The organism is Nocardia sp. NPDC056064, from assembly GCF_042266925.1.
GTDB lineage: Bacteria > Actinomycetota > Actinomycetes > Mycobacteriales > Mycobacteriaceae > Nocardia.
The window spans coordinates 371,879-391,870 of the sequence record NZ_JBHJWO010000002.1 but is presented as its reverse complement, the minus strand read 5'-3'; the positions used below and the strand labels follow the sequence as shown (position 1 = coordinate 391,870).

22 protein-coding genes are annotated in these 19,992 nt (G+C 70.9%); 10 read left to right on the top strand and 12 right to left on the bottom strand.

Annotation, left to right across the window (positions count from 1 at the left end; genetic code table 11):
- Positions 1-4: 4 nt before the first annotated feature.
- Positions 5-400 carry a helix-turn-helix domain-containing protein gene (locus ACFC06_RS25660; protein ID WP_375936760.1) on the top strand — a complete coding sequence of 132 codons (396 nt, stop codon included), beginning with the start codon at positions 5-7 and terminating at the stop codon, positions 398-400.
- 9 nt (positions 401-409) lie between these two features.
- On the opposite strand, the gene ACFC06_RS25655 is transcribed toward ACFC06_RS25660, so the two are convergent.
- Positions 410-1,009, bottom strand: coding sequence for a TetR/AcrR family transcriptional regulator (locus ACFC06_RS25655; RefSeq protein ID WP_375936757.1), 600 nt, complete (start codon positions 1,007-1,009; stop codon positions 410-412).
- Between the two features lie 60 nt (positions 1,010-1,069).
- On the opposite strand from ACFC06_RS25655, the gene ACFC06_RS25650 reads away from it, so the two are divergent.
- From ACFC06_RS25650 to ACFC06_RS25640, 3 genes are read left to right on the top strand one after another with little or no spacing between them, the layout of a single operon-like run.
- Complete coding sequence (locus ACFC06_RS25650) at positions 1,070-2,086, top strand: patatin-like phospholipase family protein (protein WP_375936754.1); 1,017 nt, start codon at positions 1,070-1,072, stop codon at positions 2,084-2,086.
- Positions 2,083-3,552, top strand: coding sequence for a flavin-containing monooxygenase (locus ACFC06_RS25645; RefSeq protein ID WP_375936751.1), 1,470 nt, complete (start codon positions 2,083-2,085; stop codon positions 3,550-3,552). The genes ACFC06_RS25650 and ACFC06_RS25645 overlap by 4 nt, the downstream gene beginning before the upstream one ends.
- Positions 3,549-4,385: an SDR family oxidoreductase gene (locus ACFC06_RS25640; protein ID WP_375936748.1), complete on the top strand. Its 837-nt coding sequence runs from the start codon at positions 3,549-3,551 to the stop codon at positions 4,383-4,385. The genes ACFC06_RS25645 and ACFC06_RS25640 overlap by 4 nt, the downstream gene beginning before the upstream one ends.
- Positions 4,386-4,388: 3 nt before the next feature.
- On the opposite strand, the gene ACFC06_RS25635 is transcribed toward ACFC06_RS25640, so the two are convergent.
- From ACFC06_RS25635 to ACFC06_RS25620, 4 genes are all read right to left on the bottom strand, one after another.
- Positions 4,389-4,979 carry a ClpP family protease gene (locus ACFC06_RS25635; protein ID WP_375936745.1) on the bottom strand — a complete coding sequence of 197 codons (591 nt, stop codon included), beginning with the start codon at positions 4,977-4,979 and terminating at the stop codon, positions 4,389-4,391.
- Positions 4,980-4,992: 13 nt separating this feature from the next.
- Positions 4,993-5,598, bottom strand: a complete 606-nt coding sequence (locus ACFC06_RS25630; protein ID WP_375936742.1) for a ClpP family protease — start codon at positions 5,596-5,598, stop codon at positions 4,993-4,995.
- An 86-nt stretch (positions 5,599-5,684) separates the two neighbouring features.
- Positions 5,685-8,276, bottom strand: coding sequence for an aminopeptidase N (pepN, locus tag ACFC06_RS25625; RefSeq protein ID WP_375936739.1), 2,592 nt, complete (start codon positions 8,274-8,276; stop codon positions 5,685-5,687).
- A gap of 146 nt (positions 8,277-8,422) precedes the next feature.
- Entirely contained in the window at positions 8,423-9,370 is a 948-nt protein-coding gene (locus tag ACFC06_RS25620; RefSeq protein WP_375936737.1) for an NADP-dependent oxidoreductase, read from the bottom strand.
- Positions 9,371-9,440: 70 nt separating this feature from the next.
- Between ACFC06_RS25620 and ACFC06_RS25615 the strand changes: the two genes are divergently transcribed.
- On the top strand, positions 9,441-10,397 hold the full coding sequence (locus ACFC06_RS25615; protein WP_375936734.1) for a GlxA family transcriptional regulator: 957 nt from the start codon (positions 9,441-9,443) through the stop codon (positions 10,395-10,397).
- A gap of 188 nt (positions 10,398-10,585) precedes the next feature.
- Entirely contained in the window at positions 10,586-11,422 is an 837-nt protein-coding gene (locus ACFC06_RS25610) for a phosphoribosylaminoimidazolesuccinocarboxamide synthase (protein ID WP_375936731.1), read from the top strand.
- Positions 11,423-11,440: 18 nt separating this feature from the next.
- On the opposite strand, the gene ACFC06_RS25605 is transcribed toward ACFC06_RS25610, so the two are convergent.
- The gene (locus ACFC06_RS25605) at positions 11,441-11,797 is read right to left on the bottom strand and encodes a winged helix-turn-helix transcriptional regulator (protein ID WP_375936729.1); all 357 of its coding nucleotides are present in this window, start codon (positions 11,795-11,797) and stop codon (positions 11,441-11,443) included.
- Positions 11,798-11,923: 126 nt separating this feature from the next.
- Between ACFC06_RS25605 and ACFC06_RS25600 the strand changes: the two genes are divergently transcribed.
- A complete protein-coding gene (locus tag ACFC06_RS25600; RefSeq protein ID WP_375936726.1) occupies positions 11,924-12,742 on the top strand; it encodes an NAD(P)-binding domain-containing protein in 819 nt (272 codons plus the stop codon).
- A 51-nt stretch (positions 12,743-12,793) separates the two neighbouring features.
- Here ACFC06_RS25600 and ACFC06_RS25595 read toward each other — a convergent pair whose 3' ends face one another.
- On the bottom strand, positions 12,794-13,486 hold the full coding sequence (locus ACFC06_RS25595; protein WP_375936723.1) for an NAD(P)H oxidoreductase: 693 nt from the start codon (positions 13,484-13,486) through the stop codon (positions 12,794-12,796).
- Between the two features lie 122 nt (positions 13,487-13,608).
- Here ACFC06_RS25595 and ACFC06_RS25590 point away from each other — a divergent pair, with 122 nt between their 5' ends.
- Positions 13,609-14,553, top strand: coding sequence for an AraC family transcriptional regulator (locus ACFC06_RS25590; RefSeq protein WP_375936720.1), 945 nt, complete (start codon positions 13,609-13,611; stop codon positions 14,551-14,553).
- A gap of 86 nt (positions 14,554-14,639) precedes the next feature.
- On the opposite strand, the gene ACFC06_RS25585 is transcribed toward ACFC06_RS25590, so the two are convergent.
- Together ACFC06_RS25585 and ACFC06_RS25580 are read right to left on the bottom strand one after the other, a co-directional pair.
- Complete coding sequence (locus tag ACFC06_RS25585) at positions 14,640-15,143, bottom strand: NUDIX domain-containing protein (protein ID WP_375936717.1); 504 nt, start codon at positions 15,141-15,143, stop codon at positions 14,640-14,642.
- A 5-nt stretch (positions 15,144-15,148) separates the two neighbouring features.
- Positions 15,149-15,577: a MarR family winged helix-turn-helix transcriptional regulator gene (locus tag ACFC06_RS25580; RefSeq protein WP_375936715.1), complete on the bottom strand. Its 429-nt coding sequence runs from the start codon at positions 15,575-15,577 to the stop codon at positions 15,149-15,151.
- Between the two features lie 72 nt (positions 15,578-15,649).
- On the opposite strand from ACFC06_RS25580, the gene ACFC06_RS25575 reads away from it, so the two are divergent.
- Positions 15,650-16,069, top strand: coding sequence for a MarR family transcriptional regulator (locus tag ACFC06_RS25575; RefSeq protein ID WP_375936713.1), 420 nt, complete (start codon positions 15,650-15,652; stop codon positions 16,067-16,069).
- Positions 16,070-16,175: 106 nt separating this feature from the next.
- Here ACFC06_RS25575 and ACFC06_RS25570 read toward each other — a convergent pair whose 3' ends face one another.
- The 3 genes from ACFC06_RS25570 to ACFC06_RS25560 form a co-directional block, all read right to left on the bottom strand.
- Positions 16,176-17,384, bottom strand: a complete 1,209-nt coding sequence (locus ACFC06_RS25570; protein WP_375936710.1) for an RNA polymerase sigma factor — start codon at positions 17,382-17,384, stop codon at positions 16,176-16,178.
- Entirely contained in the window at positions 17,381-17,776 is a 396-nt protein-coding gene (locus ACFC06_RS25565; protein ID WP_375936707.1) for a YciI family protein, read from the bottom strand. Before ACFC06_RS25565 ends, ACFC06_RS25570 begins: the two co-directional genes overlap by 4 nt.
- A gap of 85 nt (positions 17,777-17,861) precedes the next feature.
- Positions 17,862-19,082, bottom strand: coding sequence for an NAD(P)/FAD-dependent oxidoreductase (locus ACFC06_RS25560; RefSeq protein ID WP_375936704.1), 1,221 nt, complete (start codon positions 19,080-19,082; stop codon positions 17,862-17,864).
- A 147-nt stretch (positions 19,083-19,229) separates the two neighbouring features.
- On the opposite strand from ACFC06_RS25560, the gene ACFC06_RS25555 reads away from it, so the two are divergent.
- A complete protein-coding gene (locus ACFC06_RS25555) occupies positions 19,230-19,874 on the top strand; it encodes a disulfide bond formation protein DsbA (protein ID WP_375936701.1) in 645 nt (214 codons plus the stop codon).
- Positions 19,875-19,992 lie beyond the last annotated feature (118 nt).

The window sequence follows — 19,992 nt, the reverse complement described above, 5'->3', positions numbered from 1 at the left end:
GAGTATGGGCGAGCACAAGGGATTGCGTGTGATTCCGGGCCGACGCGAGCGGCGGCCGGAACCGCTGTGGCGCGAGGCGCTGGGCGAACACCTGCGCACGCTGCGACAGCAGCAGCGTTCCACCCTGGTGGACACCGCCGGACGGGCGGGGATCTCGCCACAGTACCTGTCCGAGGTGGAGCGTGGCCGCAAGGAGCCATCGAGCGAGATGATCGCCGCGCTGGCCGGTGCGCTGGGGACCTCGGTGGGTGAACTCGTCGGCCGGGTCGCCGAGACGATGCGCAGGCGCGCGGCCGTCCCCGCGGCGGTGGTGGTCGGCGGGGACCGCGCGATCGCCGCGCCGATGCCGATGGCGCCGCCGCGCGCGGTCGCCCCGAACGCGGTGTTGCTGGCCGCCTGAGCGGCCCTCTCAGTGCGCGTCGACCGAGTCGACGAGCCCGCGCAGCATGTCGACCAGGGCGTTGACCGGCATCTCCGGGTCGATCGCGCGCTGCACACCGAGGCCGATGCCGAGCGAGAGCATCTGCAGTGCCGCCTCTTCGGGCGAGGTCCGCAGGGTGACGCCCATCTGTTCGGTGTGGACCTGGATCAGGGAACCCAGCATCGCCGTGAGGGTGCGGCGGCGGGTGGCGAGTTCGGTGCGGACCTCCGGCAGGTGCCGGGTGCTGGTGGCGAATTCGACTTCCAGGGCCGTCCAGCCGACATCGCCGATGTTCTCGTCGGCCCAGCGGCCGAACCCGTCGATGCGCTCGCTCAGGGTGCCGGGTATCAGCACCGCCGCCGACAGTGACTCGGCGCGCTCCACGTGCACCACATCCAGCACGGCCAGCCCCAGCTCGTGCTTGGTGGCGAAGTTCGAGTAGACCGCGCCTTTGGAGAATCCGGCCGTCGCGGCCACCTTCTCCAGCGAGGTCACGTTGTAGCCGTCGGCCAGGAACAGCTGCTTGGCGGTCTCGACCAGCCGCTCGCGGGTGAGAGCGTGCGACTGCTTGCGCGACATCCTGGCCATGTGCGGGAGTTTAGCAAGTAGGGCTACCGCTGGAATTCAAATACCGTTAGTATCCGAATCATGACTACTCGACGTGGCCTCGCCATCGGATGCGGTGGCGTCCTCGGCTTCGCCTGGACCGCGGCCGCCCTCGCGGCGGTCGAACGCGCCCTCGACTGGGACGCGCGCACCGCCGAGGTCCTCATCGGCACCTCGGCCGGGGCGGAGATCGTCGCCGCGCTCGGCTCGGGCCGCACCCCCGCCGACCTGCTCGCCGCTCTCGACGCCGCCCCCGGCGCCGACCCGGTGCTCGCCCGGCACGTGGCGGTGGACCCCGGCAAGCTGCCCCCGCTCCCGCGCCTCGGGCTGCCCGGCCTCGGTCTGATCGGCGCGGGAGTCCGGCGCGGCTCGGCCTACACCGCGCTGGCCGGTCTGCTGCCGCTCGGCGGCGGTGACGCGGGCTGGCTGCGCGATTTCGGCCGGGCGCTGGCCGCCCCCGACGGCTGGGTGCGACACCCGGCCACCTGGTTGATCGCCGCCGACGCGGCTACCGGCGAACGCGTGGCCTTCGGTGCGGCGAGCTCGCTGCCGGCAGCCCGACCGGTCGCGGCGCAGTCCGCCGCCAGGGCTGCCGAGCCCGATGGCCGGATGCCCGCCGTCGCCCTCGGTGACGCCATCGCCGCGTCCTGGGCGATCCCCGGCTGGTTCCCGCCGGTGCGCATCGCCGATCGCGACTACGTCGACGGCGGCGCGGTCTCCTCGGTCTCGGCGGATCTGCTGGCTCCGCTGGAACTCGACGAGGTGGTCGTGATCGCCCCGATGACCTCGGCCGGTGGCGAGCCCGCCACCGGCGTTGACCGCGTCGAACGGCTGCTGCGCGCGCAGATGACCCGCGGTCTCGATCGCGAGATCGCCCAGCTGCGGGCGGCGGGCACCCGGGTGATCCGGGTCGAGCCCAGCGCCGTCGACCTGGCCGTGATGGGCCCGAATTTCATGGATATCGCGCGGCGCGCGGCGACGCTGGAGATCGCCCGCCGCACCGCACCCACCCGTGTCGCGGCGGCCGTCCGCGTGGCACACGAAGGAGTCACCCTGTGAGCAACCACCACGACGTGATCGTGATCGGCGCCGGTATCTCCGGTATCTGCGCGGCGATCAAACTGGCCGAGGCGGGCATCGACGACGTGCTGATCGTCGAGAAGGCCGAGACCTTCGGCGGCACCTGGCGCGCCAACACCTATCCGGGCTGCGCCTGCGATGTGCCCTCGGGGCTGTACTCGTTCTCCTTCGCGCCCAACAGCGAATGGTCGCGGCTGTTCGCGCCGCAGCCGGAGATCCTCGCCTACGTCGAGCGGGTGGCGCGCGAGCGCGGGCTGGCCGCGCGGACCCGCTTCGGTGTCGAGGTCACCGCCGCGCACTGGGCCGAGGACCGCTGGCGGCTGAGCACCAGCGACGGCGAGCTGACGGCGCGCTTCGTCGTCTCGGCCGCGGGCCCGTGGAACGAGCCGCGCTTCCCCGAGATCCCCGGCCTGGCCGAATTCCCCGGCGAGGTCTTCCACTCCGCGCGCTGGAACCACGACTACGACCTGCGCGGCAAGCGGGTCGCGGTGGTGGGCTCGGGTGCCTCGGCGGTGCAGTTCGTGCCCGCCATCGCGCCCGAGGTGGCCGAACTGCACCTGTTCCAGCGCACCGCGCAGTGGGTGCTGCCGAAGTTCGATCATCCGGTGCCCGAGGTGGAGAAGCGGGTGATGCGCCGGGTTCCGTTCGCGCACAAGGCGTTGCGCCGGATCGAGTACACGATCATGGAGGGGCTCGGTGTCGCGTTCCGGCATCCGCGCCCGCTCATGCAGACGGTGCAGGCCGTGGGCTCGGCGTATCTGCGCGCGGTGGTGCGTGATCCGGCGCTGCGCGCCAAGCTCACCCCCGACTATCTGCTCGGCTGCAAGCGGATCCTGTTCTCCAACAGCTACCTGCAGTCGCTGACCCGCCCCAATGTCGACGTGCACGCCACCGGCGTAGCCGAGTTCCGGGGCAGCACCGTCGTCGGGTCCGACGGCAGCACCGCCGAGGTCGACGCCGTCATCCTCGGCACCGGCTTCCACATCCTCGACACCCCGCTGGCCGACATCGTCTTCGGCGCCGACGGCCGCAGCATGGCCGAGCACTGGAAGGGCTCGCCGGAGGCGTACCTGGGCACGGTGACCACCGGTTTCCCCAACGCCTTCACCGTGCTCGGCCCCAGCCTCGGCACCGGTCATTCCTCGGCGTTCGCGATCCTGGAGGCCCAGGTGGACTACCTGGTGTCGGCGATCACCGGCGCCCGGCGCGCGGGCTGGTCGGTGCTCGACGTGCGCCCGCAGGTGCAGGCCGACTATGTCGACCAGGTGCAGGACGCGCTGGTGAGCACGGTCTACAACGCGGGCGGTTGCCAGAGCTACTACCTGGATGTCAACGGCCGCAACAGCTTCAGCTGGCCCTGGTCCACCGGCGAACTGACCCGCCGGGTGAGCGCCTTCGACCCCGCCGATTTCACCATCACCCACGAGGACAAGGACGCAGCATGAGCTACCCCCGGATCGACCTGAACGGTGCGCTCGTCGCGATCACCGGCGCCGCCCGCGGGATCGGCCTGGCCACCGCCAGGGATTTCGTCGCGGCGGGCGCCTACGTCGCGCTCGGTGACCTGGACGAGGCACTGGCCGTGCAGGCCGCCGCCGAGCTGGGTGACCGCGCGCTCGGCCACGCACTCGACGTCACCGACAAGACCTCCTACGCGACCTTCCTCGACGCCGCGGCCCGGTGGCGTGGCGGCCCGCTCGACGTGCTGGTCAACAACGCGGGCGTGATGCCCAACGGCGCGTTCCTCGACCAGTCCGACCGGATCGACCAGCTCACCATGGACGTCAACGTCTACGGCGTCATCCACGGCATGCGCCTGGCCCTGCCCGGCATGGTCGCGCGCGGCTACGGACATGTGGTGAACGTGGCCTCGCTGGCGGGCAAGTTCCCGCTCAAGGGCCTGGCCGTCTACAACGCGAGCAAGTTCGCCGTCGTCGGCCTGACCGCGGCGACGCGCCTCGAGATGGACGGCACCGGTGTCAGCGTGAGCGCGGTGCTGCCCTCGGCGGTGCGCACCGAGCTGAGCTCCGGCATCGACTACGGCATCCTGCCCGCCGTCGACCCGGAGGACATCGCCGCCGCCGTCGTGCGCACCGTCAGGACGCGGGCCGCCGAGACGGCCGTGCCGGGGTATGTCGGCCTGGCCGCCAATGCCGCCGGGCTGGTGCCCGAACCGGTGATGCGCGCGTTCCGCAAGGCCGCCCACGACGACGCCGCGATCACCCGCGTCGACGACAAGGTCCGCCGCGCCTACCTGGACCGCATCGAAAAGCAGTGAGGCTCACTCCCGTTCGTGCAGCACCCGGTCGACCAGCCCGTAGTCCAGTGCGGTCTCGGCCGTGAACACCCGGTCGCGGTCGGTATCGCGACGCAGGGTCTCCGGGCTCTGACCGGTGTGCTTCGACAGGATCGCCTCGATCGCCGCGCGCATGCGCACGATCTCGTCGGCCTGCAGGATCAGGTCCGGGATGGTGCCCTGACCACGGGTCGCGGGCTGGTGCAACACGATCCGTGTGTGCGGCAGCATGGCGCGATGCCCCGCGGCGCCCCCGGCCAGCAGGACGGCGCCGACCGCGATGGCCTGGCCGACACAGGTGGTGTGCACCGGCGCCTTGATGAAGCGCATGGTGTCGTAGACGGCGAGCATGGCCGACAGGTCGCCGCCCTCGCAGTTGATGTAGAGGCTGATCGGCTGGCCGGGGCTGTCGGACTCGAGATGCAGCAGTTGCGCGATGAGCGCGTTGGCGACCCCGGAGTCGATCGGGGTGCCGAGATAGACGATGCGTTCGCTGAGCAGGTGCGAGTAGATGTCGGTGATCCGCTCGCCCCCGCGATGCTGGGACACGACATTGGGGATCGTGTAGCTGGTCACGGTGCCTCCTCGGCTAGGTGGTGATACCGATGCGGTGACGGTGGGGGACGACCTGGTCGAAGGACTCGACGATGTGGTCGATGAAGCCGTAGTCCAGGGCCTGGGTGGCGGTGAACCAGCGGTCGTGCAGGGAGTCTTCGTAGACACGGTCGAAAGGCTGGCCGGTGTCGGCGGCGATCAGGCCGAGCACCGTGTCGACGGTGTAGCGCAGATCGTCGGCCTGCACCTCCACCTCCACCGCGCTGCCGCCGATGCCCGCCGAACCCTGGTGCATGAGGATGCGGGCGTGCGGCAGCGCGAAGCGGCGCCCCGGCGATCCCGAGGACAGCAGGAACTGCCCGGCGCTGCACGCCAATCCGAGCGCGAGGGTGGACACCTCGCACGGCACCAGGCGCATCACATCGCGGATCGCGAGCATCGAGGGCACCGAGCCGCCGGGGGAGTGGATCCACAGCGAGATCGGCGCCTCGGGGGATTGCGCGGCCAGGGTCAGCAGCTGGGTGATCAACAGCGTGCCGTTGTCGTCGTCGAGCGCGCCGTCGAGGACGAGAATCCGGCGGGCGAACAGTTGCTCGCGGGCCCGCCAGCTGAACATCGGGGTCTTGTCGTCGTGTGCCATGGCTCCACGGTGCCCCGCGCACAACAGAATTCGCCGCTCACGCTGCTCTCAGCAGATCCGCTGAGAGCAGCGTGAGCGGGTGGGTTCTACTTGGCGTCGAATTCCCGTGCGCGCAGGGAGCGTTCGATGCCCGCGCGGCCCTCGGAGACCAGGCGGTAGAGGGCGGGCGGGTGGTCGTCGGCGAGGAACTCGTCGGCCTTGGCCACCGCGTCCTCGCTGATCGCCCAGTGCGGGTACAGGCCGACGACGACGGTCTGGGCGACCTCGCTGGAGCGGCGCTCCCACACGGCGGGGATCTGGGCGAAGTACTTGTCCACGTACGGGGCCAGCAGCTCGCCCTGACCGGCCGGGGCGAACCCGCCGACGATGGCGCGGGCGGTGATGTTGGGCACCGAGTCGTCGCCCATCACGGTGTCCCACGCCTTCGCCTTGACCTCGGCGATCGGGCGCGCGGTGGCGGCGGCGGCCGCCTGCCGCTTGCCCGCGGCGGTGGGGTCACCGGCGAGTTCGGCGTCGATGGCGGGGGTGGGCAGCCCGTCGGCGTCGATCCGGCCCGCCGCGGCCAGCGCGGTGACGATGCGCCAGCGCAGGTCGGTGTCGACGGTGAGGCCGGCCAGCCCGGCGGCCGACGGGTCGGCGTCGAGCAGCGCGGTGAGCACCTCGGTGTGTCGCGGTGCCAGCTTCGCGCCGGTCAGGGCGTTGACGAAGGCGAGCTGATGATCCGACCCGGCCTCGGCCGCGCGGGCCAGCTCGAGCAGCCGGTCGGCGAAACCGGGCCAGCCCTGCTGCTCGGCCCATTCCGGATCGGCGTAGCTGCCGATGGCCGTGTTGGCCTGCATGAGCAGCCGCTGCACCACACCGATCTCGGTCTCGGCGCCGATCCCGCGCTGCACCAGCGCCACGAAATCGCGGGCCTTCATCTCGGCCTGGCGGGTCATCTCCCAGGCCGCCGACCAGGCCAGTGTGCGCGGCAGCGAGTCGGCGATGTCGCCGATGCGCCGCACCGCGACCTCCAGCGACTCCGGGTCCAGGCGCAGCGAGCAGTAGGTGAGGTCGTCGTCGTTGACCAGCACCAGCTGACCGCGCGGCGCCCCGACCAGCTCGGGCACCTCGGTGCGCGCGGCGGCGGCCAGGTCGAGTTCCACGCGCTGGGTGCGCACCAGCTTGCCGTCGACATCGTCGTAGACGCCGATCGCGATCCGGTGCACGCGGTGTTCCCCCGCGCCCGGCTCGGCGCCGTCCTGCACCACCGCGAAACTCTCGAAGGTGCCGTCGGCGGCCACGGTGAACTCCGGGCGCAGGATATTGAGGCCGGTGGTCTTGAGCCACTGCGCGCCCCAGTCCGACAGGTCGCGGCCCGAGGCCTTCTCCAGCGCGCGCAGCAGATCGTCGAACGTGGCGTTGCCGTAGGCGTGTTCGGCGAAGTAGTCGCGCAGCCCGGCCAGGAACGGCCGCAACCCGACATAGGCCACCAGCTGCTTGAGCACCGAGGCGCCCTTGGCGTAGGTGATGCCGTCGAAGTTCACCTCGACCGCGTGCAGGTCGGGGATGTCGGCGGCGATCGGGTGGGTCGAGGGCAGCTGGTCCTGGCGGTAGGCCCAGGACTTCTCGACGTTGGCGAACGTGGTCCAGGCGCTGGTGTATTCGGTGGCCTCGGCCTGGCACAGCACCGAGGCGAAGGTGGCGAACGACTCGTTGAGCCACAGGTCGTCCCACCACTTCATGGTGACCAGGTCGCCGAACCACATGTGCGCCATCTCGTGCAGCACGGTCTCGGCGCGGCGCTCGTAGGAGGCGCGGGTCACCTTGGACCGGAAGACGTAGTCCTCGAGGAAGGTGACCGCGCCCGCGTTCTCCATCGCGCCCGCGTTGAACTCCGGCACGAACAGCTGGTCGTACTTGCCGAAGGCATACGGCACGCCGAAGTTCTCGTGGTAGAAGGCGAAACCCTGCTTGGTCTCGGTGAACAGGCGCTCGGCGTCCATGTGGTCGGCCAGCGAGGCGCGGCAGAACAGGCCCAGCGGGATCTCGCCGTGCTCGTCGCGGTAGGAGTCGGTCCAGGTGGCGTACGGGCCCGCGATCATGGCGACCAGGTAGGTGCTCATCTTCGGCGTGGTGGCGAAGGTGTGGCGCACGACGGCGCCGACGCTGTGCTGCTGGGCGGTGGCGCCGTTGGACACCACCTGCCAGTCGGCGGGCGCGGTGGCCACGATGTCGAAGGTGGCCTTGAGGTCGGGCTGGTCGAAGCAGGCGAACATGCGCTTGGCGTCGGCGGTCTCGAACTGCGAGTACAGGTAGACCTTGTCGTCGGCCGGGTCGACGAAGCGGTGCAGGCCCTCACCGGTGTGCGAGTACTCGCAGTCGGCCTCGATCACCAGTTCGTTGTCGGCGGCCAGGTCCGGCAGCGCGATGCCGGTCGACTCGTCGTAGCCGCTGATGTCGAGCGGGTTGCCGTTGAGCACGGCCGAACGCACCTGCGCGGCCACCAGATCGACGAAGGTGCTCGCCCCGGCAGTCGCGGAGAAAGTGACGGTGGTCTTGGAACCGAAGGTGTCCGACACTTCCGACCCCGCGCCTCGCGGCTGGTCGGTGAGGTCGAGTTCGATCCGGTAGTTCCGCACGGCCACCGTGGCGGCGCGTTCGACCGCCTGGTCGCGGGTGAGATTCGGGGCGGACATAGATCTCCTTCGTCGTCGACGAACACGGCACGGGTCGTGCGTTCCGGTGGGCACCGGCGCGCACATCAGCGTCCACAATGCCACCTGCCGCCCACCGCCGCTCCCGGGTTCGCGCCGGACCCGGGAGCGGCCGCGCCAGCGCCGGGTCAGGCCACGGTGACGACCAGTTTTCCGAAGGTGCGGTCGGTGTCACCGAGGGCGTGTGCCTGCGTCACGTCGGCCAGCGGGAACACTCCGGCGATGGTGGGCGTGAGGGCGCCCGTGGCGAGGAGGTCGGCGATGGCGTTCATGCCCGCGTGGTCGGCCTCGACGAGCAGGGCGGCCACCCGCACGCCCTGCCGGTCGGCCGCGGCGCGTACTTCCTCGAAGCCGGTCGGCTTGATCGAGATCAGCAGCCCACCCGGGCGCAGCGTCGGCAGCGAGCGCAGGCAGGTCTCGACGCCGAGGGTGTCGAGCACGATGTCCACGTCGCGCACCGCCTCCGCGAAGTCGACGGTGCGGTAGTCGATGAGTTCGTCGGCGCCGAGAGCCCGCAGCTGTTCGTGCTTGGCGGCACTGGCCGTCCCGATCACATACGCGCCCCGCGCCTTCGCGATCTGCACCGCCAGATGACCCACCCCGCCCGCGGCGGCGTGGATCAGCACCCGCTGTCCCGCTTCGATCTTCGCGGTGTCGACCAGTGCCTGCCAGGCGGTGAGCGCGGCCAGCGGGGTCGCCCCGGCCACGACGTGATCGACGGATTGCGGCTTGCGGGCGAACGCTCTCGCCGGGCCGGTGACGTATTCCGCCATCGACCCGTGCCCGTAGGGATAGGGCAGCATGCCGAACACCTCGTCGCCCGGCGCGAACAGGGTGACGCCGAAGCCGACGGCCTCGACGACACCGGAGACATCCCAGCCCAGCACGAACGGCGGCGGGGGCAGGAACAGGCCGTCGAGCGCGCGGTGCTTCCAGTCGGTGGGGTTGAGCCCGGCCGCGTGTACCCGGACGAGCACTTCGCTCGGACCCGGAGTGGGGCGGGGCAGTTCGATCTCGCGCAGGACCTCGGGTCCGCCGAGTGTGTCCTGGCTGATGGCGCGCATGGTTTCGGTCATGGCGTAGACGGTGCCGGAATCCGGTCGCCCGGAAAATGGCAGAAATGTCATCATTCGATAGAATCATGCCATGCATCGCGTGGTGGTTCTGGCCCTCGACGGCGTCTATCCGTTCGAACTCGCGACGCCGCAACGGATCTTCGGCACCCTCACCGATCGCTACGAGGTGCTGACCTGCTCGGCCGACGGGCAGCCAGTGCGCACCAATGCCGACTTCCGGATCGTCGTCGAACACGGACCCGAACTGCTGAGCACCGCCGACACCGTGATCGTCCCCTCCTGCGACACCGCCGAGGCGCTGGCCGGGCTGAGCGCGTCCACCCGCGCCGCGCTCGCGCGCATCCGCCCCGGTGCCCGGATCGTCTCGATCTGCACCGGTGCGTTCGTGCTGGCCGCCGCGGGTCTGCTCGACGGCCGCCCCGCCGCCACGCACTGGCGCCTGGCCGACACGTTCCGGAAGCACTTCCCGCGGGTCCGGCTCGACGCCGATGTGCTGTTCGTCGACGACGGTGACGTGCTGACCTCGGCGGGCGCGGCCTCGGGCGTCGACCTGTGCCTGCACCTCGTGCGCGCCGACCACGGCAGCGCGGTGGCCAATCAGGTGGCGCGCCTGTGTGTGGTGCCGCCCTGGCGCGAGGGCGGCCAGGCCCAGTTCATCGACCAGCCCGTCCCCGATCCCGCCCAGGCGAGCACCGCCGCGACCCGGCACTGGGCCCTGGAGAACGTGGCACTGCCGCTCACGATCACCGAGCTCGCCGCCCACGCCCGCATGAGCCCACGCACCTTCGCCCGCCGCTTCGGCGACGAGGTCGGCATGAGCCCGGGCCGCTGGCTCACCCAGCAGCGGGTGGCCAGGGCCCGGCACCTGCTCGAGGCCAGCGAGTTGTCGGTCGAGCAGATCGCCGGGCGGGTCGGTTTCGCCACCGGAACCTCACTGCGCCAGCACTTCCAGGCGAGCGTCGGCGTGGCACCCCTGGCCTACCGCCGCACCTTCCGGCTCATCGAGGACGACCGCGCGACGGCCTGACCCCTCGACCCACCGCCGACAGTGGCTCGCCGGCGCACCCTCGGCGACGCGATCGTCGCCGCGCGACCGCTCCGCCGGGAAATGTGACCGGCCTCGCGTCGCGGTGACCAGGCCCGATCCGGCGCCGGGGTGGCCGGTAGAGTTCGCACAGACATCAGTCCGTATGCCCAGGATTCGGAGGCTCGACGTTGAAGCATGTGCACGCCGGGAAAGTTCGTGACCTCTACGAGGACGGCGACACCCTGCTGCTCGTTGCCTCCGACCGCGTGTCGGTCTACGACGTCGTGCTGCCCACCCCGATCCCGGACAAGGGCGCGCTGCTGACCCAGCTGTCGAACTGGTGGTTCGAGTACTTCACCGGCATCCCCAACCACGTGGTCTCGGCCACCGATGTGCCCGCCGAGTTCGCCGGGCGCGGTATCCGGGTCAAGCCACTGAAGATGGTGCAGGTCGAGTGCATCGCGCGCGGGTACCTGACCGGCTCGGGCCTCAAGGAGTACCAGCAGTCCGGCACCGTGTCGGGCATCGCGCTGCCGTCGGGCCTGCGCGACGGCGACAAGCTGCCCGAGCCGATCTTCACCCCGTCGACCAAGGCCGCCGAGGGCCACGACGAGGCGATCAGCTTCGCCGACGTGGTGAATCAGGAGGGCCGCGAGGTCGCCGAGAAGCTGCGCGATCTGACCCTCGAGATCTACGCGCGCGGTGCCGAGCACGCGGCCACGGCGGGCGTGATCGTCGCCGACACCAAGGTCGAATTCGGGTGGGACGGTGACGTGCTCACCCTCGGCGACGAGGTGCTCACCTCGGATTCCTCGCGCTTCTGGCCCGCCGACGAATGGGAGCCGGGCCGCCCCCAGCGCTCCTTCGACAAGCAGTTCGTGCGCGACTGGTCGACCTCCACCGGCTGGAACAAGGAGTACCCGGGCCCGGAGATCCCCGCCGACATCGTCGAGGCGACCCGTCGCAAGTACGAGGACGCCTACGAGCGCATCACCGGCAAGACCTGGACCGGTATCCCGGCCTGACCCCGTGCGCGGCGCCGGTCAGTGCACCGGCGCCGCGACGCCCTTCACCTCGCACACGTGCGCCATATGGGCGCTGCCCCACGCGCCCAGTGGCGCCAGCGCCGCGTTGAGTGAGACCCCGAGCTCGGTCAGGGAGTACTCGACCTTCGGCGGCACCTGCGGATAGATCTCGCGCCGCACGATCCCGTCGTGCTCGAGTTCGCGCAGCTGCTGGATCAGCATCTTCTCGGTGACCCCCGGTACCAGCCGTTTCAGCTCGCCGAAACGCTGGGTGCCGGTCGACAGCGCCCACAGGATCAGCGCCTTCCACTTGCCGCCCACCACGTCGAGCGCGGCATCGATACCGCAGGAATACGGCCGTTCTCGCTGCTTCACGCGCGCCTCACTTACCTTTTGGTGAGTATTGGACTTGATAGTCGGTACTTGTCGATTGTATCGCGCGGGGCGACCCTGGAAGGGCAGCACCGACCGGTGGTGCGCGCGACGGGACAAGGGGAAGACATGTCCGATTCGGTGACAGCACAGCGGGTTTCGGTCCTCGGGCTCGGCGCGATGGGTACCGCGCTGGCGCGGGCGCTGCTGGCCGCCGGGCACGAGGTGACCGTGTGGAACCGCACCGCCGCGCGGGCCGAGGCGCTGGTGGCCGAGGGCGCTACGGCGGCGGCGACGGCGGGAGAGGCGCTCACGGCGGCCGAGCTGGTGATCCTGTGCGTGCTCGACGACGCGGCCGTGCGCGAACACGTCGAACCCGCGCGCGAGCGGTTGCGCGGCCGGGTCGTGGTCAACCTGACCACCACCACGCCCGAACAGGCGCGCGCCCTCGGACGCTGGGCCGAAGAAGGGCGGATCGCGTGGATCGACGGCGGCATCATGGCGGTGCCGTCGATGATCGGCGGGCCCGGCGCCTTCGTGCTCTACAGCGGGGTGGCGGCCGCTTTCGAGCGGTTGCGGCCGGTGCTGGAGGTTTTCGGCCGCGCCGAGTTCGTCGGCACCGATCCCGGCGCCGCCGCCATGTACGACGTGTCGATCCTCGGCGGCATGTACGCCATGTTCGCCGCCTTCCGGCAGGGCGGCGCGATGGTGCGCACCACCGGCGGATCGGCGGCGCGACTGGCCGCGCTGATGGCGCCGTTCCTCCAGGCGATGACGCTGTCGCTCACCGAGCAGGCGGTCGGGATCGACACTCCCGAGCGATACGTCCAGGAGCAGAGCGACGAATTCACCGCTGCGGCCATCGACCTGATCGACAAGGCGGCCACCGAATCCGGCACGCCCACCGAGCTGTTCGGAGTCCTGCGCCGGGTTCTCACCGGCCTGTGAGAACCCGGCCGGGCGCGGCGACCGGAGATGGTCGCCGCGCCGGTGCGTGGCTCAGGCGTCGACGAGTTCGGTGGCGACGAACTCGTCGACGAAGCGCTCCGCTGTCGCGTCGAAGGCCGCGTAGTGGGCGGCCCTGGCATCGCCCTCGATCGCCGCGCCGATCACCAGATTGCCCTCGCTGTCGAGACTCTGCGGCTGGTCCTCGGCATCGGGCAGCAGGCCGACGCGCGAGTGCGCGAAACCGCTGTAGTAGGCCAGGCCCTCGCTGAGCTGGGCCTCCAGTACCTGGTGCATGCCGGAGATGATCTCGTCCGCGGCGGTGGCACCGGCCAGGCCGAGCCACAGGATGCGTTTGCCCGCCAGCCGGGGCTTGCTGCGGCCGTAGGCGAAGCCGTAGTTCCACACCCGGTCGATCCAGCCCTTGAGCAGGGCGGGCGTGCTCTGCCAGTAGACCGGGAACACCACGACCACCACCCGCGCGGCCAGGATGCGCGCCATATGGGCCTCGGCCTCGTCGGAGTACCGCTTGTCGCGGTCGCCCCAGTCGGGCTGGTCGGCCACGGTCATCCGGGGGTCGAAGTTCTCGGCGTGCAGATCGAGCAGGTCGACGGTGTAGCCCGCGGCGGCGAGCCTGCCGACCGCCAGCTGCGCGACATGCGCCGACAGCGAATCGGTGCGATGGTGAGCGAGCACGACAAGTGCTGTGCGCGAAGAGGATTCGATGGTGGACAGCGACTGCGACACGGTGGGACTCCTGCTGGTCTTGGGGGCGCGCTGCCCCGGTTCCTCCGAGTCAACCGGAAATCGCGTGGACGATCTATGGGTGATCATCTCCGTGCGATAGGAATTCGTCTACGGTGGTGGGTATGGATCCGTTGAGTTCGTTGCTGAGTGGAATCCGTGCCGACGGCTCGGTGGTGGCGCACGCCGTGCTGCGCGCCCCGTGGACGATCCGCTTCGCCGACGAGGCGCCGCTGATCATGGTCACCGTATTGCGGGGCCCCGGCGGCACTCTCGTGCTGGCCGACGGATCGCGCACCCGGCTGGTCCTCGGCGACACCGCGCTCGTGCAGGCCGGCGCCTCGTTCGAGTTGCTCGACGGCGACACCGCGCCCGGGAACCCGCGCCTGGAATACGAGCTGTCCTGCTTCGTCCCCCGCGGTTTCGGCGCGGCCGAACTCGCCTGCGCCACCCCGGAACTGGTCGAGGTGACCGGTGCCGGGTCGGAGACCTCGCTGATCGTCGGCGCCTACCGCGCCTCCGGGCGGCGCCACGAACGACTGCTGCGCGCCCTGCCCGCGGTGATGGTGGTCGGCGGCGACACCGACGTGTGCACCTGGCTCGAGGAGGCCGCCGCCGACGCGTTCCGCAATACCGCGGGCGCGCAGGCGCTGATGGACCGGCTGCTGGACTGGGCGCTGGTCTGCACCCTGCGCAGCTGGCTCACCGAGCAGGGCGAATTCGCGCCCGCCTGGTATCGCGGCATGGCCGACCCGGTGGTCGGACCGGCCCTGGAAGCCATCCACGCCAAGCCTTTCCAGCGCTGGACGGTCGCGAGCCTGGCCGCCGAGGCGCTGGTCTCGCGCGCCCTGTTCGCCAAGCGTTTCACCGAGGTGATGGGCGAGCCCCCGCTCACCTACCTCACCGAATGGCGGATGGCCGAGGCCGAGGAACTGCTCGCCGATCCCGCCCGCAGCGTCGCCCAGGTGGCCACCACCGTCGGCTACTCCGACCCCTTCGGCTTCAGCGCCGCCTTCAAACGCTCACGCGGACAGAGCCCCACCGAATTCCGCACCGCCGTGCGCGCGTGATCCGGAGGGGCGGAGCCGGAGACGACGCTGTGCGCGCGTGATCCGGAGAGGCGGGGCGGCGTGACTCCGCGCGCGCGGGTGTCGTGTCAGGCGTCGCCGTCGAGGTGGGTGGTGAGGCGGTCGAGGTGGGTGGTGAGGCGGTCGAGAAAAGGGCGCTGGCCGGTGACGAGTTTCTCGCGCGCGATCTCGGGGGTGAACCATTCGGCGCGGTCGATCTCCGGGAAGACGCCGGTGCGGCCGGAACGGGGCGGCCATTCCATCTCGAAGGTGCCTGGCACGATCGCGGCGGTGTCGAGCTCGCCCTCGACGGCCCACACGGTGACGGTCTTGCGGCTGCCGCCGCTGCCGTAGCGCACCTGGCCGAGGTCGGTCCAGTCACCGTCGGGGACGGGCAGGCCGAGTTCCTCGGTGAACTCGCGCGCGGCGGCCGCGCGGGGCTGCTCGTCCGGCTCGTATTCGCCCTTGGGGATCGACCACGCCGAGAGATCCTTCTTGGCCCACAGCGGTCCACCCATGTGCCCGAGCAGCACCTCGACCCCGTCGCCGCCGCGCCGGTAGAGCAGGACCCCCGCGCTGAATTTCTCCGCCATGGACCTCAGTCTGCCTCAGAGGCCGGGTCGAGACCGGCGACGAAACGGCCCAGCAGGCGGGCGAATTCGCCGCGTTCACGGGCCGACCAGCCCGTCATCGCGCGATCGAAGGCGCCGCGACGGCGATCGTGTGCCTGCGCGACGAGCGCTTTCCCGGCGTCGGTGAGTTCCAGCAGCGAGCGCCGCCCGTCGGTTTGATCGGCGACGCGGCGCACCAGCCCCCCGGCCACGGCCGTGGCGACCAGCTTGCTCGCGCGCGGCTGGTCGACCGCCAGCGCGGCGGCCACCGTCGAGACGGTCGGCTCGGTCGCGTCCTCGACCACATCGAGCACGTCGAACGCTTGCCCGCCCGGCTCGCCCGCACCCAGCGCGCGCCGCGTCTGCCGCCGCCGGATGGCGATCATCGCCCGTTCGATGCGCTCGACCTCGTCCACGCCGCCATGCTACCGTCGAACATATACATGCAAAAGAACATGTAATTGTCTGAGGATATGTAGGTGTCACCCATGACCGAACGCCGACTGATCGGCTACCAGGTGAAACGCCTGGACCAGCTGATCGAAGCCACCTTCGACCAGGCCACCGTCGAGTCGGGGATGACCCGCCGCGAATGGCAGGTCCTCAACACCCTCGTCCGCGCGCCCGCCGCCGCCGACACCCTCCAGGACGCGCTGCGCCCGTTCTGGGAGACCGATGCCGACTCCGTCGCCGCCCTGACCGGCGCGCTCATCGTCCGAGGCTGGCTCACCCGCGACGCCGACTCACGCTTCGCCGTCACCGAGGCGGGCGCCGCCGCTCACACGCGTGCCGCCCGTGCCGTCGCCGCCATCCGCGAACGCATGACCACAGGCATCTCCCGCGACGAATTCGACACCCTGACAACCACTCTCGCCCGCATGATCGGCAACCTGGAGTCCGCGCTGTGACGGCGCGACGCCGGTAGCCGACCGGCCCCGGTGCACCGTCGGGCAGCGCAGAAGGGCAGTGGTGTCCGAGGGTGCGGGTGTTTCCGGCGGTTCGGGAGACGCCTGTTCACCGGCCGCCGGTGTGTAGGTGGGCGGCGCGGAGCAGGAGGTAGTCGCGCTCCGGCGTGCTGGCGGTCTGCTGGGCGGCGCGGTGGTATTCGGTGACGGCGGCCGACGGGTCGCCCGCCATCTCGTACAGGTGGCCGCGCACGGCGGCGAGGCGGTGGGAGCGGGCGAGCGCGTCGGCGACGGTGTCGGTGAGGGTCAGACCGGCGGCGGGCCCGTGGACCATGGCGGTGGCGACGGCGCGGTTGAGGGTGATCATCGGGTTCGGGGTGAGGCGGTCGAGCAGGGTGTAGAGGGCGAGAACGCTCGGCCAGTCTGTGTCCTCGACGCGGGGTGCCTGGGCGTGCAGGCCCGCGATGGCGGCCTGGATCTGGTAGGGGCCGGTCAGGCCCGCGGGCATGGTCGCGGTGAGCAGACACAGGCCCTCGGTGATCCGGGCACGGTCCCAGCGGGAACGGTCCTGCTCTGGTAGCGGGATCAGCTCGCCGTGCGGGCCCGAGCGGGCGGCGCGGCGCGCGTCGGTGAGCAGCATGAGCGCGAGCAGACCGCCGACCTCGGTGTCGTGGGGGAGCAGCGTGTGCAGTGCGCGGGTGAGCCGGATCGCCTCGGCCGACAGGTCCGCCCGGTCCAGATCCTCGCCCGCGCTGCTGGTGTGCCCCTCGGTGAAGATCACATACAGCACCCGCAGCACCGAACCCAGCCGCGCGGGGTCGCTCGCGCCGTCGGCGAACGGCCGGGGCAGGCTCGCCAGCTTCTGCTTCGCCCGCGAAATACGCTGGCCCATGGTCGCTTCCGGGACAAGGAAGGCCGCCGCGATCTCGCCGGTGCGCAGGCCGCCCACCGCGCGCAGCGTCAAGGCCACCGCGCCCGCGGGCGGCAGGTCGGGATGACAGCACAGGAAGTACAGGTCGAGGGTGTCGTCGCGGGCGGTCGCCGCACCCGGCACCTCCCGCGCGAACACCGTGTTCTCCCGGCGCCGCCGCGCCACCTCCGCGCGCACCGCGTCGGCCATCCGCCGCTGGGCGACCTGGATCAGCCAGCCGCGCGGATTCTCCGGCCTGCCCTCGGTGTCCCACTGGGTGGCCGCGGCGAGCAGGGCGTCCTGCACCGCGTCCTCGGCCAGTTCGAAATCACCGAACCGGCGCACCAGCACACCGAGGACCTGCGGCGCGAGTTCACGAAGCAGATCCTCGGTGCGAGGCTCGCTCACGCTTCCGGAGCGCTCATGACCTGGCGCACCTCGATGTACTCACCGATCGGGGCGCCGCCGGGACCGGGCGCGGCCGAAGCCTGCGCGGCGATCTCGATCGCCCGCTCGGGGGAGTCGACATCGACGATCCAGTACCCGGCGAGGAACTCCTTGGTCTCCGGGAACGGCCCGTCGGTGACCACCGGCGCCGACCGTCCGTCGGAGTGCACGATCAGCGCCTGCTCGGGTCCCGCCAGGCCCTGTCCCTCGACCAGCTCGCCGGAGGCGGCCAGCTGCGCACCGAGCGCGCGCTGGAAATCGATGTGCGCGGCGATGTCCTCGGGCGCCCAGTCGGGCAGCGGACGATCACAGTAGGCGGCCTCGCCGTAGGTCTTGACCAGCATGAACTTCATGACTCCAGCTCCTGTTCCGTGGCGCCGGGGCGGCGCCTTCGACGAGTGGTCGGAGCCACCGCACCGGATTCGACAGACCCTCCGATCACAGGGGAACGTCGGGATTCGCGAGGCGCTCGGGGTCCACCGGCTCGGCCGACAGGATCAGCTGCTTGATCCGGTCGGTCACATCCCAGACGTTCACGTTCATGCCCGCCTTGACCCGGTTCCGCGGATCGAGCCAGAACGCGACGAACTCGCGTTCGGCGGGTTCCCCGCGCACCACCACGCGCACGTCGTCGCCGCGGCCGACATAGCCGGTGTACTCCATGCCCACGTCGTACTGGTCGCTGAAGAAGTAGGGGAGCCGGTCGTAGACGGCGGCTCTGCCGAGCATGGTCCGCGCGGCCACCGCGGGCTGGTTCAACGCGGTGGCCCAGTGCTCCACCCGCACGCGCCGGTTCAGCACCGGATGCTGCTGTTCGGCGATATCGCCGACGGCCACCACATCGGGGTCGCTGGTGCGCAGCGATTCGTCGACGAGCACGCCGCCGTCGTAGTCGAGCCCGGCCGCGATGGCCGATTCGATATTGGGCGCCGCGCCCACCGCCACCAGCACCGCCTGCGCGGGCACGACCGTGCCGTCACCGAGTTGCACGCCGGTCGCGTTGCCGTCATCGGTGAGGATGGCGTCGACGCCGATCCCGGTGCGCAGGTCCACGCCGTGCTCGCGGTGCACCTCGGCGTAGAAGGCGCCCATCTCCGGGCCGAGCGCACCCAGCAGCGGCAGCTCCGCCGACTCGACCACCGTGACGTCCACGCCCCTGGCCCTGGCCTGGGCGGCCACCTCCAGACCGATCCAGCCCGCGCCGATGATCACCAGCCGCTGATCGGCGCGCAGCACCCCGGCGATCACATCGGAATCGCCGATGGTGCGCAGGGTGTACACATTCGGCGCGTCGGCGCCGGGAATCGACAGCGTGCGCGGGCGCGAACCGGTGGCCAGCGCCAGCTTGTCGTAGGACAGGGTCGACTCGTCGGGCAGGGTGACGGTCCTGGCGCGCGCGTCGAACGCGGTGGCGGTGGTGCCCAGCCGCAGGTCGATGTGGTGATCGCGGTACCAGGCGGCCTGGTCGACGGTGAAATCGGGCAGCTGCTGGGTGCCCGCCAGATGCTGTTTGGACAGCGGTGGCCGCTCGTAGGGCAGGTTCTCCTCACCCGCCAGCACGGTCACCTGACCGTCGAAATCATTGGCACGCAAGGCCTCGGCGAGCTTGGCGGCGGCGAGCCCGCCACCGATGACGACGAAATGCTGGTTCGAGCTCATGAACGGACTCCTTCTCGCGGGCGACCGGACTCCTCGCCGACGAGCCTAATCCGCTCCGGCCGCCGGGGGAACGATTCCGGGGCGCGCGCGGTTGCACCTGTCGGCGGGCCCGTCTGCCCGCCGCCCGCTGACCCGAGAGGAAGACTCGTGAGCGATCAGGCCACGAAGGATGTCGTCGATTTCTGGTTCGATCCCCTGTGCCCCTGGTGCTGGATCACCTCCCGGTGGATCCTGGAAGTCGAGAAGGTGCGCGATATCGAGGCGCGCTTCCACGTGATGAGCCTGTCGGTGCTCAACGAGGGCAAGGACGACCTGCCCGAACGCTACGTCGACCTGATGGCCGCGGGCTGGGGCCCGGTGCGCGTCGCCATCGCCGCCGCCCAGAAGCACGGCGACGAGATCCTCTCGCCGCTCTACACCGCGCTGGGCACCCGCATCCACGACCGCCGCGCCGACTACGAGCGCGCGAGCACCCAGGAGACCCTGGCCGCCGTCGTCGCCGACGCCCTGGCCGAACTGGACCTGCCCGCCGAACTGGCCGAGGCCGCCGCCGTCACCGACTACGACGAGGCCCTGCGCGAGAGCCACCACGCGGGCATGGACAAGGTCGGCCCCGATGTGGGCACGCCGACCATCCACGTCAACGGGGTCGCCTTCTTCGGCCCGGTGCTCTCCCGGATTCCGCGCGGTGACGACGCGGGCCGGGTCTGGGACGGCGTGGTCGCCCTGGCCTCCTACCCCCACTTCTTCGAACTCAAGCGCACCCGCACCGAAGACCCTGTATTTGATTGAGCGCTGGCGCGCTCGAGTTCGCGCCCTTTGGGCGGTCCCGTCGATCAGGCACCGTGGCTTGCTCCTTCGTCGCGTACGCCACGGCACCTGATCGACGGGACGGGCGCGAACCGCCGCT

Excerpts from the sequence above, each read along its gene's own strand:
- ACFC06_RS25660 (WP_375936760.1), top strand. The coding sequence starts at position 5 with ATGGGCGAGCACAAGGGATTGCGTGTGATTCCGGGCCGACGCGAGCGG.
- ACFC06_RS25655 (WP_375936757.1), bottom strand. The coding sequence starts at position 1,009 with ATGGCCAGGATGTCGCGCAAGCAGTCGCACGCTCTCACCCGCGAGCGG.
- ACFC06_RS25650 (WP_375936754.1), top strand. The coding sequence starts at position 1,070 with ATGACTACTCGACGTGGCCTCGCCATCGGATGCGGTGGCGTCCTCGGC.
- ACFC06_RS25640 (WP_375936748.1), top strand. The coding sequence starts at position 3,549 with ATGAGCTACCCCCGGATCGACCTGAACGGTGCGCTCGTCGCGATCACC.
- ACFC06_RS25630 (WP_375936742.1), bottom strand. The coding sequence starts at position 5,598 with ATGGCACACGACGACAAGACCCCGATGTTCAGCTGGCGGGCCCGCGAG.
- pepN (WP_375936739.1), bottom strand. The coding sequence starts at position 8,276 with ATGTCCGCCCCGAATCTCACCCGCGACCAGGCGGTCGAACGCGCCGCC.
- ACFC06_RS25620 (WP_375936737.1), bottom strand. The coding sequence starts at position 9,370 with ATGACCGAAACCATGCGCGCCATCAGCCAGGACACACTCGGCGGACCC.
- ACFC06_RS25615 (WP_375936734.1), top strand. The coding sequence starts at position 9,441 with ATGCATCGCGTGGTGGTTCTGGCCCTCGACGGCGTCTATCCGTTCGAA.
- ACFC06_RS25600 (WP_375936726.1), top strand. The coding sequence starts at position 11,924 with ATGTCCGATTCGGTGACAGCACAGCGGGTTTCGGTCCTCGGGCTCGGC.
- ACFC06_RS25590 (WP_375936720.1), top strand. The coding sequence starts at position 13,609 with ATGGATCCGTTGAGTTCGTTGCTGAGTGGAATCCGTGCCGACGGCTCG.
- ACFC06_RS25585 (WP_375936717.1), bottom strand. The coding sequence starts at position 15,143 with ATGGCGGAGAAATTCAGCGCGGGGGTCCTGCTCTACCGGCGCGGCGGC.
- ACFC06_RS25575 (WP_375936713.1), top strand. The coding sequence starts at position 15,650 with ATGACCGAACGCCGACTGATCGGCTACCAGGTGAAACGCCTGGACCAG.
- ACFC06_RS25565 (WP_375936707.1), bottom strand. The coding sequence starts at position 17,776 with ATGAAGTTCATGCTGGTCAAGACCTACGGCGAGGCCGCCTACTGTGAT.
- ACFC06_RS25560 (WP_375936704.1), bottom strand. The coding sequence starts at position 19,082 with ATGAGCTCGAACCAGCATTTCGTCGTCATCGGTGGCGGGCTCGCCGCC.